We start from the raw sequence: 17,523 nt of genomic DNA, 5'->3' as shown, positions 1-17,523 counted from the left end.
GCGTTTTCAGACCCATACAGGTTTGGCTCAGGACGCCTTTTCCAGCTCAAACGCGTCATGCAGGGCTTGCACGGCCAGTTCCATGTACTTGCGGTCGATCAATACGCTGACCTTAATTTCGGAGGTTGTGATGACCTTGATGTTGACGCCTTCGTCGCGCAGCGTGGCGAACATCTTGGCGGCGACACCCGCATGGGAACGCATCCCGATGCCGACGATGCTGATCTTGGCGACACCTTCATCTGCGACCAGATCGTGAAAGTTGATGGTGCCAGCGGCCTTGGCCTTTTCCATCGCATCCTGCGCGCGTTTCACCTGATCGACAGGACAAGAGAACGTCATGTCCGTCCGCCCCTCTTCGCTGATGTTCTGCACGATCATGTCGACGTTGACCCCGGCGTCCGCCAAGGGACCAAAGATCGCGGCGGCGATGCCGGGACGGTCCGCGACCGAAATCAGCGTCATCTTTGCCTCGTCGCGGGAATAGGCCACACCGGCCACGACATTGCTTTCCATGATATCCTCCTCGGCGCAGACCAACGTGCCTGCTGTGTCTGATGGTTCTTCGAAACTGGACAGAACGCGGAGTTTCACGCGGTAGCGCATCGCCAGTTCGACCGACCGGGTTTGCAGCACCTTGGCCCCAAGAGATGCCAGTTCCAACATTTCTTCGAACGCGATCCGGTCCAGTTTGCGGGCTTTGGATGCGATGCGCGGGTCGGTCGTGTAAACGCCGTCAACGTCGGTATAGATATCGCAGCGGTCCGCATCGAATGCGGCTGCAAAAGCGACGGCAGTGGTGTCCGATCCGCCACGGCCCAGTGTGGTGATCCGGCCATCGGGGCTGATCCCCTGAAAGCCTGCGACGACCGCCACGCGCATCCCGGCGGCGAATTTTGCGTTGATATTGTCGGTGGGGATCGCTTCGATCCGGGCGTTGGCGTGGGCGCTGGTGGTCTGGACCGGCACCTGCCAGCCCTGCCAGCTGCGGGCAGGAATATCCATTTCCTGTAGCCGCAATGCCATCAAGCCTGCGGTGACGTTTTCGCCGCTGCTGACGACGGCGTCGTATTCACGCGCGTCATACAGTTCCGACGTCTCGTTGACCCACCCCACAAGCTCGTTCGTTTTGCCCGACATGGCGGACACCACGACGATCACGTTGTAGCCATTTGCGACCTCAAGTGCGACGCGCTTGGACGCGCGGGCGATCCGGTCGAGGTTGGCGACGGATGTACCGCCGAATTTCATCACGAGTGTGGGCATGTCGGTCCCCTTGACGTTCCGAAAGGCGCTTTAATCGACTGCGTGTGCAAGGGCAATGCGCAGACGGAAAGGAAGCGTCATAACGGGTGTGTTTGGCCGTCGTAGGTTTCGAATGTGCCGCTGTTGTCCAGCGTCAGGGATGCAAAGCGGTCGATCAAGCCCGCTGCGGACGTCGTTGGCGTGATCGCGGCAGTTGCCCCGCCCATGTCCGTTTGAACCCAGCCGGGATGATAGATGCCGACCGCGATCCCGTCGTCACGCAAATCCACCGCCAGATTGCGCCCGATGTTGACCGCCGCCGCCTTGGATGCGCGATAGATGTAGGACCCGCCGCTTGCGATGGTCTGTGATCCCAGCTGAGACGAAACAATCGCGACCTTGCCGCGAGCGGCGCGCAGGTTGGGCAACAGCGCCTGGACGGTCAGAAAGACCCCGGTCGTGTTGACCGCAAATTCACGCGCCCACATGTCGGCCGGATAACCATCGTCCAGCGCCATGTCGCGGTCTTCGAATACGCCGGCATTGCAGACCAACAGGTCAATCGGCCGATCGCCCACGGTGTCCGCCATCGCCCGCACGCTGGCGGGGTCTGCCACGTCCAGCGCGATCCAGTCACCCCCCGTCAGGCCGCGATGGGTGCCGATCACAGTGTCGCCACGCGCCTGCAACGCGTCGAACAGGGCGCGACCGACCCCGCGGTTTGCACCGGTAATCAAAGCGGTCATTGGGTGTCCTTTCAGGGAGGGGCAGATCAATTTGTTTGCGATTTCGGGCGAAAGGGCAGCGGCAGGACCGGAATGTCGTCACGCAGCAGGTCGCGCACTTCTGCGCGGGTCGCCTCGCCGTAAATCGGGCGGTCGGGGGCGGTGCCGTCGTGTTGCGCGCGCGCCTGTTTTGCAAAAGAGCCGCCAACGTAGGTGGCTGTCCCTTCGACGTGCTTGCGCAGCTTTTCCAATGGGTGCGGTTCAACTGGTGCGGATTTGACCTTTGGTGCCATCAGCGCCTTGCGGATTTCGCCCGACCCACAGATCGTGCAGGACAGATGACCAGCCTGCGATAGACTTTCATAGGCAGCAGCGCTGGCAAACCAGCTGTCAAAGCTGTGGTCTTTGTTGCAGATCAGATTGTAGCGGATCACCGGGCTGGTCCCTTTTCTAACCCCTGACAAGTAAGTCATTACGCCGCGCATGCAAATGGCGTCCACGCTCTGGTGATCGGTTCCATATCGGTTAGGTATTGCGACATGCAATCGCCGCTGTTCATCGGGTCAGAGATCTATCGCACGTCGTCCTATGGGCCGTTTCATCCGTTGCGGGTGCCACGCGTGTCCACAGTGATGGATCTGGTGCGCGCCATGGGGTGGCTGGCGCCGGGCCAGTATCGTACCGCACCGCGCGCGAAACCAGCGGCGCTGATGTCGTTCCACACGCCCGAATACGTTACCGCACTGGAACAGGCAGAGCGCGATCAGGCGGTCAGCGATGCGGTCCGGGCGCGGCATGCGCTGGGCACTTCGAACAACCCGATTTTTCCAGAAATGTGGCGCAGGCCCGTGACCTCTGCCGGGGCCGTGATGCTGGCGGGGGAACTGCTGCGCAATGGCGGCATCGTCTATACACCTGCCGGGGGCACGCATCATGGTTTCCCCGACCGGGCCGGGGGGTTTTGCTATCTGAATGACCCGGTGCTGGCGATCCAGTCGTTGCGTCGGAACGGGGCGCGGCGCATCGCCTATGTGGATATCGACGCGCACCATTGCGACGGTGTGGATCATGCGTTTCATGCCGATCCTGACACGCTGCTGATTTCGACGCACGAAGACGGGCGATGGCCGCGCACCGGTCATCTGGACGAAACGGGCGCAGGGAATGTGTTTAACCTGCCACTGCCGCGCGGCGCCCATGACGACGACATGGCGTTGGTGCGCGACACTGTAATACTGCCCGCGCTGGCGGCCTTTCGCCCCGATGCTGTCGTCCTGCAATGTGGGGCCGACGCGGTCGAAGAAGACCCCCAATCCCGCCTGAGCCTGTCCAACAATGCCCATTGGGTGATCCTGCAAGCGATCATGCCGCTTGCACCCCGGCTGATGGTGCTGGGCGGTGGCGGCTATAACCCGTGGTCGGTGGGTCGGTTGTGGTCGGGCAACTGGGCAATCCTGAACGGCCATCCCATCCCTGATGAATTGCCCGGCGCCGCGCAGAACGTGCTGTCGGCGCTGCGCTGGGATGGGCAGCGCCGTGTCAAGGTGCCGCCTGCCCACTGGATCACGACGCTGCGTGATGTGCCGCGCCCCGGTCCGGTGCATGCACAGACACGCACCGGGGCGGCGCATCTGGCCGCGCGGTTGATCGCTTGGCACTAATGTCGGGTTGCGCCGGACGGTGACTGGCAGGATAGTCCGCTTATGAAAATCCTTCTTGCCCTTTTGTTATCGCTTTTGCCGACGCTTGCCGCCGCGCAGGACGTGACAATCTTTGCCGCCGCCAGTCTGAAAGAACCGCTGGATGCTTTTGCCGTGACGCAACCGGGACTGATCGTGTCCTACAGCGGCAGTGGTACCCTTGCTCGTCAGGTGATGAACGGCGCACCGGCTGACCTGGTGATCATGGCCCATCCCGACTGGGTGACGGCGATGGACGACGCGGACGTGATTGTCAGCGACAGCATCACCGATCTTTTGTCGAACGAGATTGTTCTGGTTGGGCCGCAGGAAACCCCAGACATCACGCTTGATCCTGTCGCGCTGACGCGTGCGCTGGGTGTCGATGGCCGGTTGGCGATCGGGCTGACCGGCTCTGTTCCTGCGGGTATTTACGGGCGGCAGGCGCTTGAAAGCCTTGGACTGTGGAACAGCGTGTCTGACCGATTGGTGGAAACCGACAGCGCGCGCGCCGCGCTGGCGCTTGTCGCGCGGGGCGAAGTGCCGATTGGGCTGGTTTATGCCACCGATGCGCGGGTCGAACCGACGCTGAAAATCGTTGCCCGGTTTCCCGTCGAGTCCCACGCGCCGATCCTGTATCAGGCCGCCGTGGTCAAGGATGGTAATGTTGTGGCGGCGCAGGCCGTGCTGGATGCGCTGACCACGTCAGAATCGCTGACGACGTTTGCCGCGGCTGGATTCAAACCGGCGCCGCGTCAGTGACATTCGGCCTTGACGACATGGCCTGGGCGGCAATCGCCCTGTCCCTGCGGATCGCAGCAGTTGCCACCGTTTGCAGCCTGCCTGTGGCCATCGCGGTTGCGTGGCTTTTGGCGCGCAAGCAGTTCTGGGGACGGGGGTTGCTGAACGGTCTGGTGCATTTGCCACTGGTGCTGCCGCCCGTCGTGACGGGCTATCTGCTTTTGGTGGTATTTGGCACCCAGGGGCCAGTCGGCGGCTATTTGCGTGACACATTCGGCATCACGCTGGCATTTCGCTGGACGGGGGCCGCGCTGGCGGCTGCCATCATGGCATTCCCACTGGTTGTACGTGCCATCCGGCTGGGATTCGAAGCGGTCGATCCGGGGCTGGAAAATGCCGCCGCGACGTTGGGTGCAGGCCGCGTGCGGGTGTTTGTAAAGGTTACGCTGCCACTGATCGGGCCATCCGTGTTGGCGGGGGCTGTGCTTGGGTTTGCAAAGGCGCTTGGTGAATTTGGCGCAACCATCACCTTTGTCGCGGCGATTCCGGGGCAGACGCAGACCATCCCGACCGCAATCTACGCGCTGTTACAGGTGCCGGGTAGCGATGGGGCGGTTGCGGTACTGGTGGCGGTGTCCATCGCTTTGGCATTGGGCACGCTGGCGCTGGCAGAAACGCTTTCGCGCCGTATGCAGCGCAGGATCCGCGAATGATCGACATTGCCGTGCAAAAGCAGTTGGGTGATTTCGCGCTGGATGTGTCGTTTACCGCGCCAGAGGGCGTGACAGCCATCTTTGGCCGGTCCGGATCGGGCAAAACCAGCCTGATCAACTGTGTCGCCGGGTTGCTGCGCCCGGATGCGGGGCACGTTCGGTTAAATGGTGATGATCTGACCCGGACCCCCGTGCACAAGCGCCGGATTGGCTACGTTTTTCAGGATGCGCGGCTGTTTCCGCATATGACGGTTGCGCAGAACCTTGCATTCGGTGGCGATCACGACCGCGACGCGGTGATCGATTTGCTGGGCTTGGAACATCTGCTGAATCGCCGCCCGGCCAATCTGTCGGGTGGCGAAACCTCGCGGGTGGCGCTGGGGCGGGCGCTGACCAGCAACCCGCGTCTGTTGCTGATGGACGAACCGCTTGCGGCCCTCGATGCGCCCCGCAAGGCAGAGGTGCTGGGCTATCTGGAACGGCTGTGCGACACGGCGCGCGTTCCGGTCCTGTATGTGACGCACGACATGTCAGAGGTCGCCCGCCTGTCGCACACCCTGGTGATCATGGACGCAGGGCGCGTGGTCCGCGCGGGTCCGGTCGAAACCGTTTTGTCGGACCCTGCGACCGTGCCACAAGTCGGCGTGCGCGATGCGGGGGCCGTGCTGACGGGCACTGTCCGGTCCTTTGACGCGGCTGACGATCTGACAGAAGTCGCCTTGTCGGCTGCATCGCTGACGCTGCCGGGACGGCTGGGCCCAATCGGCGCGGAAGTGCGATTGCGTGTTCCCGCGCAAGAGGTCATTCTTGCATTGCAGCCGCCGCAGGAAATCAGTGCACTGAACATTCTGTCGTGTCGGATCGACAGCCTGGTCGAAGGGGTCGGCCCCGGTGTCGCGGTATCCCTTAGCTGTGGCGGGGACAAGCTGCTGGCACGGGTCACGCGGCGGTCTACCCGCCAGATGAACCTGACCGTCGGACAGCCGATCCACGCCATTTTAAAGGCAACGGCAATTGCGGCAACCGACGTTGGCACACGAAAGGACAGAACGTGAAAATCGTTGTAATGGGTGTATCGGGATGCGGTAAAAGCCTGATCGGTTCAATGCTGGCGGATCGTCTGGGGCTTCCGTTCGTCGATGGTGACGCGCTGCATCCGCGGACGAATATCGACAAGATGGCAGGCGGAACGCCGCTGACGGACAGCGATCGTGCGCCTTGGCTGGATGCAGTGGGCGCGGCGCTGTCCGATGGCGACAAGGTCATCGCCTGTTCGTCGCTGAAACGCGCCTATCGTGACCGGATCCGCGCAGCGGCGGCCAATGCCGTTTTTGTCCATCTGTCGGGTGACCGCAGCGTTCTTCTGGACCGGGTGACACACCGCCCGGGCCATTTCATGCCTGCGACATTGCTGGACAGTCAGTTCGCAGCACTGGAACCACCGGGCCCGGACGAAGACGCCGTAACGGTCGATATCGACGCATCGCCACAGGCCATCGTGGATGCGATCATGGCAACGGGTCGGTTCGATGCAACGTGATCCGCAGCCCCCCGTGCGGCACCGTTATGCGTGTCGGGGTAAACGGAAGGCCGGTCGCCTTGGCCAGCGACGGCTCGCTTGTAACGATACCCACGCGCCAACCGCTGAACCTGTCCAGCAGGGTTTTGCCTAACGCGCCATACAGCGGATACAGCAGATTCTTGTTACCGATCCGCGCACCATAGGGCGGGTTCACCATGACCAGTCCGGGTGCCCCGACGGGGCGCTGCAGATCGCTGACGGCATGATGGACGAACCTGGTCGACGCGGATACCCCCGCCCGTTCGGCGTTCATGGTCGCCATGTTGACAGCGCCTGTGTCGCGGTCCGATCCAAAAAACATCAGGTCGGACTGTGCTGCCACCGGGCGCCGCAACGCAGCGAATAAACCGGGATCAAAGGTCGCAAGATGCATGAAGGCAAAGTCACGGGACCGTCCCGGTTGCAGGCCCGTGGCGATTTCGGCGGCTTCGATCACAAATGTCCCTGACCCGCACATCGGGTCCAAGACGGATTCTGTCCCGCTATATCCGCATTCGGCCAGAAAAAGCGCGGCCAGCGTTTCGCGCATCGGGGCCTTGCCGACCGCCTGCTTGTGGCCACGCTTGTGCAGGCTTTCGCCGCTGGTATCGATACTGAACGTCACTGTGTTGTCAGCGATCCGCACTTTCAGCGTGACGGGTGCGTCTGCGGCGATGGTTGCGCCCAGTTCTTCTTTGATGGCGGTTTCAATCCGCTGTGTTGCAGCCCGGCCATGATAGATCTTGGATCGCTTGTCGGTCGTGACCTCGACCCGGATCGGCACATCGGGACGCAGGTAGGTGGACCATGGAAATTTGCGCGCACGTTTGTCCAGTTGTGCCAGATGGAACGCCAGGAATGACCCGACCCGCACCAAAACCCGCCCCGTGCCTCGCAAGTCAAGGTTCGCACGCCAGACATCGGACCAGTCACCCTGAAAGGTTACACCGCCCGGCACTGTTACAGCGTCGGCAAAGCCCGCCGCCCGCGCTTCTGCACGCACCGCATGTTCCAACCCCGGAGGGGCAGAGAGAAAGATTTCAAACATTTCACGGTTCATACCCGTGCCCTACAATGCAACGCGGCAGGATCAAAGAGCGGATCATCAGGGTGTGGAGGCGAGTACCGGAATCGAACCGGTCTACACGGATTTGCAATCCGCTGCATAACCTACCTGCCCACTCGCCAACAGCGACCGCATAGGACGTAACGCTGCCGGGGTCAACGGGCGAAAATGGCGGGGGAAACGCACAGGGCATGCCGGGTGCCTTGCCAGAGATGCGTTGCCCGCAGCCCGGACCTGTGGCATCATTCATGCAAACAACCCTAACGGATGTATTCAGACCGTGGCTGACTTCTCTTCCCGCCGCACCATGATGGTCGACACGCAGGTGCGTCCTTCTGATGTGACAAAGTTTCCGATCATCGATGCGATGCTTTCCATTCCCAGAGAGGCATTTGTGCCCAGCACAAAGCGCGAAGCAGCCTATGTTGGTGAAAACCTGATGCTGTCGGCAGGGCGTGTCATGCTGGAACCCCGGACACTGTCCAAGATGCTGGACGCGCTGGATATTCAACCGTCCGAGGTGCTTCTCGATCTTGGTTGCGGGCTGGGCTATTCGACCGCAGTCGCCGCCCGTCTTGCTGATTTTGTGGTTGCGGTCGAATCGGATGCCGATATGGCCGACGAAGCACAGACAAACCTGACGGAACAGGGCATCGACAATGCCGCTGTGTTGACCAACCCACTGCAGGATGGCGCTGCGAAATCGGCGCCCTATGATCTGGTCATGATCCACGGCGCTGTCGAAGTCGTGCCTGATGCCATTCTTGACCAGTTAAAAGACGGTGGGCGGATCGCCGCCATCTTTGCCGAGGGTGCGTTGGGCACCGTTCGAATCGGGATAAAGGCCCATGGCCGTGTCAGTTGGCGTTTCGCATTCAATGCGGGGGCGCCGGTGTTGGATGGTTTCCGCAAGCCGATGGCGTTTGCACTATGATGTTCCTGCGCACGTTCCGCCACTGTCTTGCTGTTGCGTCGCTGTCGCTGATGGGACAGGTCGCTGCTGCCGATACGCTTAGCCAGGCGCTGACCGACGCCTATGCCAACAGCGGTTTGCTGGCGCAGAACCGCGCGGTCCTGCGTGCCGCTGACGAAGACGTGGCGCAGGCGACAGCGCGGCTGCTGCCGGTGATCAACTGGGCCGCAACGGTCAACACGCAAAGCCCGCGCGCCGTTGGCGCAGATCGGTTTACCGGGAATTTGTCACTGACCGGTCAATTGACCTTGTATGACGGTGGCGCAAACCGGCTGGCGATTGCGGCACAGCGTGAATTGGTACTTGGCACACGGCAATCCTTGCGGGCTGTCGAACAGCAGGTGCTGTTGCGCGCGGTGCAGGCCTATATGGCCGTTGTCGCAAGCAAATCCTTTATTTCGCTGCGTGAAAACAACCAGCGCCTGCTGACGCAGGAATTGCGCGCCGCGACCGATCGTTTCGAAGTCGGTGAAGTGACGCGCACCGACGTGGCGCTGGCCGATGCGCGTCTGGCAGAGGCGCGCACCCTGCTGGTATCGGCGCGGGGCGATCTGGAACAGGCTGTTGCGGAATTCGAAGCGGCTGTTGGCAGGGTGCCCGGCACGCTGCAAAATGCGCAACCTGCGCCGGTATCGAAATCCGAAGCCGAGGCAATGGCTGTCGCCGTGCGGACCCATCCCAGCATTCTACAGGCGCAATATTCCGTTGCCGCCGCAGAATTGGGCATTGCACGGGCAGAGGCGTCCTATGGTCCGCAAGCCACGCTAGAAGGCCGCGTCGGCATGGATCAGGATCAGAATGTCGGTCGCAGTCTTGGGCTGAACTTTGGCGGGCCGATCTATCAGGGTGGCGCCCTTGCGTCTGTAGTGCGGCAGGCGATGGCGCAACGCGATCAGTCGCGGGCCGGTCTGCATATCACGACATTGCAGATCCGTCAGGACGTCGCCAACGCCTATGCCGTCTATCAGGTGGCGCGGTCGCAGTTGTCATCGACTGCCGAACAAGTCCGCGCTGCGCGGCTTGCATTTGATGGTGTACGTGAAGAGGCGACACTGGGTGCGCGCACAACGTTGGACGTGCTGAACGCAGAACAAGATCTGCTCGATGCGCGCGCGAATGTCATCACCGCCCAACGGGCAGAGGTGAACGCATCCTATGCCGTGCTAGCGGCGATGGGGTTGCTGACCGCAGATCACCTGCGACTGCCGGTTCAGCAGTATGATCCATCGGCCTACTATAACCTTGTTCAGGATGCGCCGCCTGCGCTGTCGGAACAGGGCCGTGCGCTGGACCGGGTGCTGCGCGCAATCGGGCAGTGACGGCATAGTTCGGTTGTCTGGTGAAAGGCTTCGGTCTAAGGTTTTCGCAACTCGCAGGGACACCAAATGTCGGATCCGATGACAAACGCCAAGATCGAGGACGTGCTTTCGTCCATCCGGCGCCTTGTCGCAGAGGATGACATGGGCGCTGCGCCTGCACCGAAACCAACCGCTAAGATCGAAAAGCTCGTGCTGACCCCGGCGCTGCGGGTGGATACCGACAACGGCGATTCCAGCCCAACACGTGACCCGGTGGATGACCGACCCGCACCCTATGTGTTGCATGCAGCACATGCGGTGTCCGACAACGGGCCACGCGGGCATGCGACATCGCTTTTGGCGACGATTGCCGAACTGGAAGCCGCGGTCAGCGGTCAGGCGGAAGAATGGGAAGACGACGGCACCGGCACGGATCTGGATAAAAGCTGGTCCAGCGCCGGGTTCCGGGGCGATGTCGCTGTCGAAGACGCCATTGAAATCGAACCCGAATCCGATGGGCCGACCGTTCCAAACAATCTGAACGGCTGGCCTGCCACCCTGTCAGAAGCAGCGCGGATCTACGGTGGCGCGGATGAGGACGCAGATGACAGCGACGGGGACAACAGCGCCCACGTTTTGTTTCGCCATCATCGTGCACGTCCGGTCGAAACGCCCGAGCCGGATCATGATTACAACGACGACCTGATGGATGCGCCCGACGACGAGGTCGACCACGAAGCAGAAGCGGCATTGCATCTGTTTCTGGATGGCGGCAGCACCATCGGCCATGCCGAATTGCAAGACATGGTGCGCGCCATTGTCCGCGAAGAATTGCAGGGCAATCTGGGCGAACGGATCACGCGCAACGTCCGTAAACTGGTCCGGCGCGAAATTCAGCGGGTGCTGTCGAACGCAGAAATGGACTAGCGCGCGGTCACGGGGGCAGCCAGGGCCAGCAGCGCATCCATATCCAGATGCTGTTCTACATGGTCGGCCAGACGGTCCAGAGTGTCTTCGACAACGGACGCATAGCTGCCTGCGGTCACCGGTTTTCCAAGCACGTCCAGATAGGCGCCGCGAAACTTATCTGCTGCAAACAAACCATGCAGATAGCAACCGCGCACCTGTCCGGTGGGGTTGGCGGCACCTTCGGGGCGGCCATCCAGCGTCAGCCATGCCCTGTCGGTATCCGGCCCGGTCGTTGACCCCAGATGGATTTCATAGCCCGATACCGAATCGCCGGTCGGAAGATAGGTGGCATGGGATAGCGCCAGCCGCTTGCGTGGATGCAGAACGGTTTCGACGTCCAGATGGCCCAGACCCGCCACATCGCGCGGCGGCCCTTCCAGCCCGTCAGGGTCGCTGACCCGTTTGCCCAGCATCTGGTAGCCACCACAAATACCCAGCACGTGACCGCCACGGCGGATATGGGCAGCCAGATCGATATCCCAGCCTTGGGCGCGGAAATGATCCAGATCCGCGATGGTCGATTTCGATCCGGGCAGGATGATCAAATCAGCGTCCAGTGGCAGGGGGCGGCCTTCGGGAATGATATCGACGCTGACATCCGGTGTGGCGGACAGCGGGTCGAGATCGTCAAAGTTTGCGATCCGGTTCAGACGCGGCACGACCACACGCAAGTGTCCCCCCTTGCGGCTGGCAATGTCCATGACGTCCTCTGCTGGCAGTTTCCACGCGTCCGCGAACCATGGCACAACGCCAAGTGACGCCCAACCGGTGCGGTCCGCGATCGTGGTCATCCCATCGTCGAACAACGATACATCGCCCCGGAATTTGTTGACGGCAAAGCCCACGATCCTGTCGGCGTCGCCATGCGTCAGAACAACATGGGTGCCGACCAGTTGTGCGATTACGCCGCCCCGGTCGATGTCACCGACCAGAATGACCGGCACGTTCGCTGCTTCGGCAAAACCCATATTGGCGATGTCGCCGTGTCGCAGATTGACCTCTGCCGGGCTGCCTGCGCCTTCGACGACGATCAGGTCGCAGGTAGCGGCAAGTGCGTGAAAACTGTCTAGCACGTGTGGCAGCAGGGTTGGCTTCAGTGCGGCGTAATCGCGGGCCTTGACCGTCGTCAGACGTTGGCCCTGCACCACGACCTGTGCGCCGACGTCGGTTTCGGGTTTCAGCAGCACCGGGTTCATATCGACGATCGGGTCGCGGCGGCAGGCCTGCGCCTGCAACGCCTGCGCACGACCAATCTCGCCACCATCGACCGTAACCGCGGCATTATTGGACATGTTCTGTGGCTTGAACGGTGCCACCGACAACCCGCGCCGCACGGCCGCGCGCGCGATGCCCGCCACAAGCAGCGATTTGCCGACGTTCGACCCGGCCCCCTGTATCATGATCGCTTTTGTCATGGCGCCCCCTGCAGTTGTCTTAGGTAAACCGCCCGGTCAGGGGAAGCCATCGCCGCAACGTCGCGGCGCATTGTCGGCAATTTTCTGAACGCAGGGTTTAGGACGTCCGGACAACAAAAAACGGCGCCGAAGCGCCGCGTTTTGATTAGTTCGCATGGTCAGGTTTGATCAGGCCGCGCGGGCGTCCTGTTCGGCAGCGTGACGGCGTTCGCTTTCTTCGCGCGACAGTGCGACAGACGTGCGGATGCCCTTGCCGACGAAATCCATCAGGCCAGCAACAACACGCTCGTTTGGGTCGATCCCTGCACAAGACAACACTTCGCGGCCATCACGAGAGCGGGCCCAGCGTGCAATCTGTTCGGGGCCATTGCCATATTTCTTGTCATCGGCGATCGCATCGTCCAAGGCAGCCAGTACGACGGCAGCAAACAACTTGCGCGCGCGGTTGCCCTGCTCGTTGTTGAATGCAGTCCCGTCAACGAAATCTCTCATGTTTGGTCCTTCTCGCCTATTTCGGTCTTCGCGATTTGCGGTAGCGCCCCTTATGCCCGCAAAACAGGCATAGGAGGGTGCCTGTTTTGGAATGACTGCCATGCGCAAAACGCATGGCTATCTGGTCCGAACAAGCAGATCTAGTCGCCTTGCGGCGCAGTGACCAGCCAGATATAGACCGCCTTAAGAAATCATCAAGTATTTGACGCAATTTTGACACGAAGTGACCCATGCCAAAAATCAACGGTAACGAAATTCGCCCCGGCCACGTGCTGGATCATGAAAACGGTCTGTGGGCGGCCGTCAAGGTCGACCATGTCAAGCCCGGCAAAGGCGGGGCATTCGCGCAGGTCGAACTGAAAAACCTGCGCGACGGTCGCAAGCTGAACGAACGGTTTCGGTCCGCCGACAAGGTGGAACAGGTCCGGCTGGAACAAAAGGATCAGCAATTCCTGTTCGAAGCCGACGATATGCTGACCTTTATGGACAGCGAAACCTATGATCAGATCGCGCTGCCTGCCGATATTCTGGGGGATCGTCGCCCGTTCCTGCAGGACGGTATGGTCGTCAAGATCGAATACTACGGCGAAGAAGCGCTGAACGTGACGCTACCGCTGCGCGTCACCTGCAAAGTTGTCGAGACCGAACCTGTGGTCAAGGGCCAGACAGCGGCCAACAGTTTCAAGCCCGCTATTTTGGACAATGGCGTCCGTGTCATGATTCCACCGTTCGTGGGCACTGATGAAGATATCGTCGTGAACACCGAACTGATGGAATACGTCGAACGCGCCTGATGCGATGACGGCCCCGGTCAGCCTGACTGGGGCTGGCCCACCAAGGTCAATGTCGCATCGCCGGCTGTCATGTTGTCCGTCCGGTCAAAGCGCAGATAGGCAATCGCCATGTCACCCGCGACCGTATGCAAGACACCTGCAGGACGGCCATCGTTGACAATTTCGTCGCCGGATTGCGCCGGTCCGTCGACCGCCACCTGCACCAGACCTTTGCGCAGTGTCGTCTTGTGCTTCATCCGCGCGACGATTTCCTGACCGACGAAACAGCCCTTGCGGAAATCGACACCGTGCAGGCGTTCGAACCCGGCTTCAAGGATATAGGTTTCGGGCGTCAGCTCTATCCCGGATGCGGGCACCAGATGCGCGACCCGGACAGCGTCCCAGTCGGTCGCATCCGAAATATTCGTATCGCCATAATGCCGCCAACCCAGCGCGGCATGGCGCGGATCGGGCAGGGCACCGTCGGGTGCGTCGCCGGTCCCGCGTGACACGACCAGATCAGTGGTTTCGATCTGCACATCGGCGCGCAGGCGGTACATGTTCAGACGCTGGCCCAGACCCGCTGCATGGCTGGACGCCACATCGATCAACAGGCGGTCCGGTTCGCCCAGCACAAAGAAATCCGCCAGATATTTGCCTTGTGGCGTCAGCAGCGCGGTATAGACGATGCCGCCTGTGGCCCGGCTGACATCATTGGTCACAAGACCTTGCAGGAATTCCACCCGATCCTTGCCGGTCAGTGAAAGCACGGTGCGTTCATTCATCGGGTTCAGCCGCCTTTGATTTGAATTGCATCCTGTATAGGTCGGCATAGATGCCGCCGCGTTCAAGAAGCACGTCATGCGTACCCTGATCAACGACACGGCCATGGTCCATCACCACGATGCTGTCGGCATTGCGCACGGTCGACAAGCGGTGCGCGATAACCAACGTGGTGCGCCCGACGCTTAACCGTTCCAGCGCCGATTGCACCACGGCCTCTGACTTGGTGTCGAGCGCGCTGGTTGCTTCGTCCAGCAGCAGGATCGGTGTGTCGCGCAGGATCGCGCGGGCAATGGCGACCCGCTGCCGCTGCCCGCCCGACAGGTTCGACCCGCGTGGCCCGGCGGGGCTGTCCAACCCCTGCGACAGTTGCGGCAGAAAGTCCGTGACGTGGGCCGCGTCCAGCACATTTGCCAGCGTCGCGTCCGATACGTCGGTGCGCCCCAACAGGACGTTTTCGCGCAGCGTCTCGTCAAACAGGGCGGCGTCTTGGGTGACGACCGAAAACAGCGCCCGCAGCGCGCCCAGATCCATGTCAGCGACCCGCGTGCCGTCTATCATGACTGCCCCGTCCGTAGGTTCGACAAGCCGGGTCAGCACATTGAACACAGTGCTTTTACCCGCACCCGATGCGCCCACCAGCGCGGTTGTCTGCCCGGCCTTGGCGGTAAAGCTTGCGCCGCGCAGCACGGGCAATTCCCCATAGCGCATGTCGACATCCCGGAACACGATTTCGGGTGCACCAGACGGCGCGGGACGGGGCTGTGCAGGCGACAGCAGGGTCGGGCGTTCGTTGAACACACTTCGCAGGCGGTCGATGCTGGCCGCCGCGATCTGCCATTTGCCAGCGGTATTGGCGATGCGGCGCAGCGGATCAAACACCAGCGCGATGGCGGTGAAAAATGACATGAATTCGCCCACCGTCTTGGTTCCGGCGATGATTTCACCGCCGCCGTAAATCATCACGGCGAGAAACCCAAATCCGGTCACGACATCGACCAGCGCGGGCACGGTGGCTTGCCCGGTGGTGGCCTTGATCTCTGCTCTGGCGCGGTTGTCGGTCAGTTTGCGGTAGCGGGTTGATTGATAGCGTTCCAGCGCGTTCAGCTTGATCGGGTTGATGCCGTGAAACACCTCGTCCAGCCGGGTCGCCATGCTGCCCGCCAGATCGCGTGCCAATACGGACCGTTTACGAACATAGCGTTGCGCCATCAGGGCGGGCAGGACAAGAAATGGCACGCCAACCAATGTGACCAGCGTCCATTGCCAATCGACAGACAGCGCCACACCGAACAGTACCAGCACCGTGACCGTATCGCGACCGATCGACACAAGGATCGATGCCCAGCTGTTGTTGACGACCGTAACGTCCGACTGCACCCGTTCGATCAACTGCCCCGGTGGGTTGATCTGGTGATAGGCGCTGTCCAGCGTCATCAGGTGATCCAGCAGGTCGATCCGCATCGCCGCCGCCGCCCGCTGGCTGGCCCGCATCAGCAAGATTTTCTGCCCCGCACCGGTCACCGCGCGGACAAGGAAAATGAACATGATTCCGAAACCGACGACCCAAAGCGCACTGCTTTCACCGGCGATAAATACATCGTCGAACATCGGCTTGATCAGATAGGACAGCAGGCCCAGCATCGCGCCTTCCGTCGCCATCAGCAGAACGGCGGCGGCAAGGATCCAGCGGTGCCGGTGCAGATATGTCGACCACAGCCAGCGGAACATGGGCCGGATGTCCGGCGCATCGCTCATGCGGCGGCCTGCGATGGGATGGGGTATTGGGCCTGTGTGTGCAACATATCCGACACCTAGTCGGTCGGCCAAAGGCAGGCAAGCGGCGACGGGGTGTTGACGCGGCTGACGATGGTCGTAGGGTCCGTCCGTTCATTCCCAAAAAGGTTCTCGTCATGTCGCTGTCTTTTGGTCGGTCCTACCTTGCGATTCCCGGCCCCTCGGTGATGCCTGATGCTGTTTTGCGGGCCATGCACCGCGCGTCGCCCAACATCTACGAAGGCGAACTGCATGATGTGACCGCCAGCATCGTTCCCGACCTGAAAGCCGTGGCGCGCACGGCAGGTCATGTCGCAATCTATATCGGCAATGGCCATGCTGCGTGGGAAGCGGCGCTTGCCAACGTTTGCGCACCGGACGATCTGGTCCTGGTCTGCGCCACGGGGCGGTTTGGTCACGGTTGGGGTGAAATGGCCCGTGCGCTTGGGTTGGCGGTCGAGGTCATGGATTTCGGCCAGACGGACCCGATTGATGCCGACAAGCTGGAACAGCGTCTGCGCGACGACACCGATGGCCGGATCAAGGCGGTGCTGGTCTGCCACGTGGACACGTCGACCGGGGTGAAATCCGATGTGCCGAAACTTCGGACTGCACTCGATTCCGCAGGACACGATGCTTTGTTGATGGTGGATTGTATCGCGTCGCTGGGCTGTGATGATTTTGCGATGGACGAATGGGGCGTCGACGTCATGGTCGCGGCCTGCCAAAAGGGGTTGATGACACCCGCCGGCGTCAGTTTCGTCTGGTTCAACGACAGGGCCGATGCACGCCAGCCTGCCCGCGTGTCGGGCTATTGGAACTGGCGCCCACGCGCCAGCCCGGCACAGTTCTATCAGTACTTCGCAGGCACGGCGCCGACGCACCACCTGTATGGCCTGCGTGTCGCGCTGGATATGATCAAGGATGAAGGTCTGGATCAGGTCCATGCCCGCCACGCGGTTCTGGCGCGCGCGCTATGGGCAGCATGCGATGTCTGGGCGACGCAGGGGCCGCTTTGCCTGAACGTCGCTGATCCGGCCCATCGCAGCCACGCCGTCACCTCTGTCCGGATTGCCGAAGGGCAGGGCGACGCGCTGCGCCGGTGGTGCGAACACACGGCGGGGCTGACGCTGGGCATCGGTCTGGGACGTCAACCCGAAAGCGCATATTTCCGGGTCGGTCACATGGGCCATATCAACGCGCAGATGATGATGGGCGTTGTCGGCACCCTGCAGGCTGGACTGATCGCAACCGGCACGCCGCACGGGGCGGGCGCATTGGACGCGGCGGCGGCCGTGATGGCGGCGGGCTAGC

18 protein-coding genes and 1 tRNA gene are annotated in these 17,523 nt (G+C 61.7%); 10 read left to right on the top strand and 9 right to left on the bottom strand.

Annotated features, from left to right (window positions below; genetic code table 11):
* Positions 1-27: 27 nt before the first annotated feature.
* From GZH79_RS00405 to GZH79_RS00395, 3 genes are all read right to left on the bottom strand, one after another.
* Positions 28-1,266 (bottom strand): aspartate kinase, encoded by a 1,239-nt coding sequence (locus tag GZH79_RS00405; protein WP_211641172.1) that lies wholly within the window; start codon positions 1,264-1,266, stop codon positions 28-30.
* 77 nt (positions 1,267-1,343) lie between these two features.
* Entirely contained in the window at positions 1,344-1,991 is a 648-nt protein-coding gene (locus tag GZH79_RS00400; RefSeq protein WP_211641171.1) for an SDR family oxidoreductase, read from the bottom strand.
* Positions 1,992-2,017: 26 nt separating this feature from the next.
* On the bottom strand, positions 2,018-2,404 hold the full coding sequence (locus tag GZH79_RS00395; protein WP_211641170.1) for a DUF1178 family protein: 387 nt from the start codon (positions 2,402-2,404) through the stop codon (positions 2,018-2,020).
* A gap of 105 nt (positions 2,405-2,509) precedes the next feature.
* Between GZH79_RS00395 and GZH79_RS00390 the strand changes: the two genes are divergently transcribed.
* From GZH79_RS00390 to GZH79_RS00370, 5 genes are read left to right on the top strand one after another with little or no spacing between them, the layout of a single operon-like run.
* Positions 2,510-3,631, top strand: coding sequence for an acetoin utilization protein AcuC (locus GZH79_RS00390; protein WP_211641169.1), 1,122 nt, complete (start codon positions 2,510-2,512; stop codon positions 3,629-3,631).
* Positions 3,632-3,673: 42 nt separating this feature from the next.
* Complete coding sequence (gene modA, locus GZH79_RS00385) at positions 3,674-4,411, top strand: molybdate ABC transporter substrate-binding protein (RefSeq protein WP_211641168.1); 738 nt, start codon at positions 3,674-3,676, stop codon at positions 4,409-4,411.
* 17 nt (positions 4,412-4,428) lie between these two features.
* Positions 4,429-5,103 carry a molybdate ABC transporter permease subunit gene (modB, locus tag GZH79_RS00380; protein ID WP_211641550.1) on the top strand — a complete coding sequence of 225 codons (675 nt, stop codon included), beginning with the start codon at positions 4,429-4,431 and terminating at the stop codon, positions 5,101-5,103.
* Complete coding sequence (gene modC / locus GZH79_RS00375) at positions 5,100-6,158, top strand: molybdenum ABC transporter ATP-binding protein (protein ID WP_211641167.1); 1,059 nt, start codon at positions 5,100-5,102, stop codon at positions 6,156-6,158. Before modB ends, modC begins: the two co-directional genes overlap by 4 nt.
* Positions 6,155-6,643, top strand: a complete 489-nt coding sequence (locus tag GZH79_RS00370; RefSeq protein WP_349291142.1) for a gluconokinase — start codon at positions 6,155-6,157, stop codon at positions 6,641-6,643. Before modC ends, GZH79_RS00370 begins: the two co-directional genes overlap by 4 nt.
* On the opposite strand, the gene GZH79_RS00365 is transcribed toward GZH79_RS00370, so the two are convergent.
* Together GZH79_RS00365 and GZH79_RS00360 are read right to left on the bottom strand one after the other, a co-directional pair.
* Entirely contained in the window at positions 6,612-7,724 is a 1,113-nt protein-coding gene (locus tag GZH79_RS00365) for an N-6 DNA methylase (protein ID WP_211641166.1), read from the bottom strand. The genes GZH79_RS00370 and GZH79_RS00365 overlap by 32 nt on opposite strands.
* A 53-nt stretch (positions 7,725-7,777) precedes the next feature.
* A tRNA-Cys gene (locus GZH79_RS00360) sits at positions 7,778-7,851 on the bottom strand.
* A gap of 159 nt (positions 7,852-8,010) precedes the next feature.
* Here GZH79_RS00360 and GZH79_RS00355 point away from each other — a divergent pair.
* The 3 genes from GZH79_RS00355 to GZH79_RS00345 all read left to right on the top strand — a co-directional run bounded on the left by GZH79_RS00355 (position 8,011) and on the right by GZH79_RS00345 (position 10,928).
* Positions 8,011-8,664, top strand: coding sequence for a protein-L-isoaspartate O-methyltransferase (locus tag GZH79_RS00355; RefSeq protein ID WP_211641165.1), 654 nt, complete (start codon positions 8,011-8,013; stop codon positions 8,662-8,664).
* A complete protein-coding gene (locus tag GZH79_RS00350; RefSeq protein WP_249218897.1) occupies positions 8,661-10,022 on the top strand; it encodes a TolC family outer membrane protein in 1,362 nt (453 codons plus the stop codon). Before GZH79_RS00355 ends, GZH79_RS00350 begins: the two co-directional genes overlap by 4 nt.
* Before the next feature lie 66 nt (positions 10,023-10,088).
* On the top strand, positions 10,089-10,928 hold the full coding sequence (locus GZH79_RS00345; protein ID WP_211641584.1) for a hypothetical protein: 840 nt from the start codon (positions 10,089-10,091) through the stop codon (positions 10,926-10,928).
* Here the strand turns inward: GZH79_RS00345 and GZH79_RS00340 are convergent.
* Positions 10,925-12,385, bottom strand: a complete 1,461-nt coding sequence (locus tag GZH79_RS00340) for a cobyric acid synthase (RefSeq protein ID WP_211641164.1) — start codon at positions 12,383-12,385, stop codon at positions 10,925-10,927. The two genes, GZH79_RS00345 and GZH79_RS00340, sit on opposite strands and share 4 nt — an antisense overlap.
* A 168-nt stretch (positions 12,386-12,553) precedes the next feature.
* Entirely contained in the window at positions 12,554-12,877 is a 324-nt protein-coding gene (locus GZH79_RS00335; RefSeq protein WP_211641163.1) for a DUF6280 family protein, read from the bottom strand.
* A 230-nt stretch (positions 12,878-13,107) separates the two neighbouring features.
* Between GZH79_RS00335 and efp the strand changes: the two genes are divergently transcribed.
* A complete protein-coding gene (efp, locus tag GZH79_RS00330; RefSeq protein WP_211641162.1) occupies positions 13,108-13,671 on the top strand; it encodes an elongation factor P in 564 nt (187 codons plus the stop codon).
* Between the two features lie 17 nt (positions 13,672-13,688).
* On the opposite strand, the gene GZH79_RS00325 is transcribed toward efp, so the two are convergent.
* A complete protein-coding gene (locus GZH79_RS00325) occupies positions 13,689-14,435 on the bottom strand; it encodes a folate-binding protein YgfZ (RefSeq protein ID WP_211641161.1) in 747 nt (248 codons plus the stop codon).
* Positions 14,428-16,191 (bottom strand): ABC transporter ATP-binding protein, encoded by a 1,764-nt coding sequence (locus GZH79_RS00320; protein WP_249218896.1) that lies wholly within the window; start codon positions 16,189-16,191, stop codon positions 14,428-14,430. Before GZH79_RS00320 ends, GZH79_RS00325 begins: the two co-directional genes overlap by 8 nt.
* 155 nt (positions 16,192-16,346) lie before the next feature.
* On the opposite strand from GZH79_RS00320, the gene GZH79_RS00315 reads away from it, so the two are divergent.
* Complete coding sequence (locus tag GZH79_RS00315) at positions 16,347-17,522, top strand: aminotransferase class V-fold PLP-dependent enzyme (RefSeq protein ID WP_211641160.1); 1,176 nt, start codon at positions 16,347-16,349, stop codon at positions 17,520-17,522.
* Position 17,523: the final 1 nt, after the last annotated feature.

It is taken from the genome of Loktanella sp. SALINAS62, assembly GCF_018263905.1.
Taxonomy (GTDB): Bacteria; Pseudomonadota; Alphaproteobacteria; order Rhodobacterales; family Rhodobacteraceae; genus Loktanella.
Note: the sequence above shows the minus strand (reverse complement) of the source record. Positions and strands in the feature narration are given on the sequence as shown.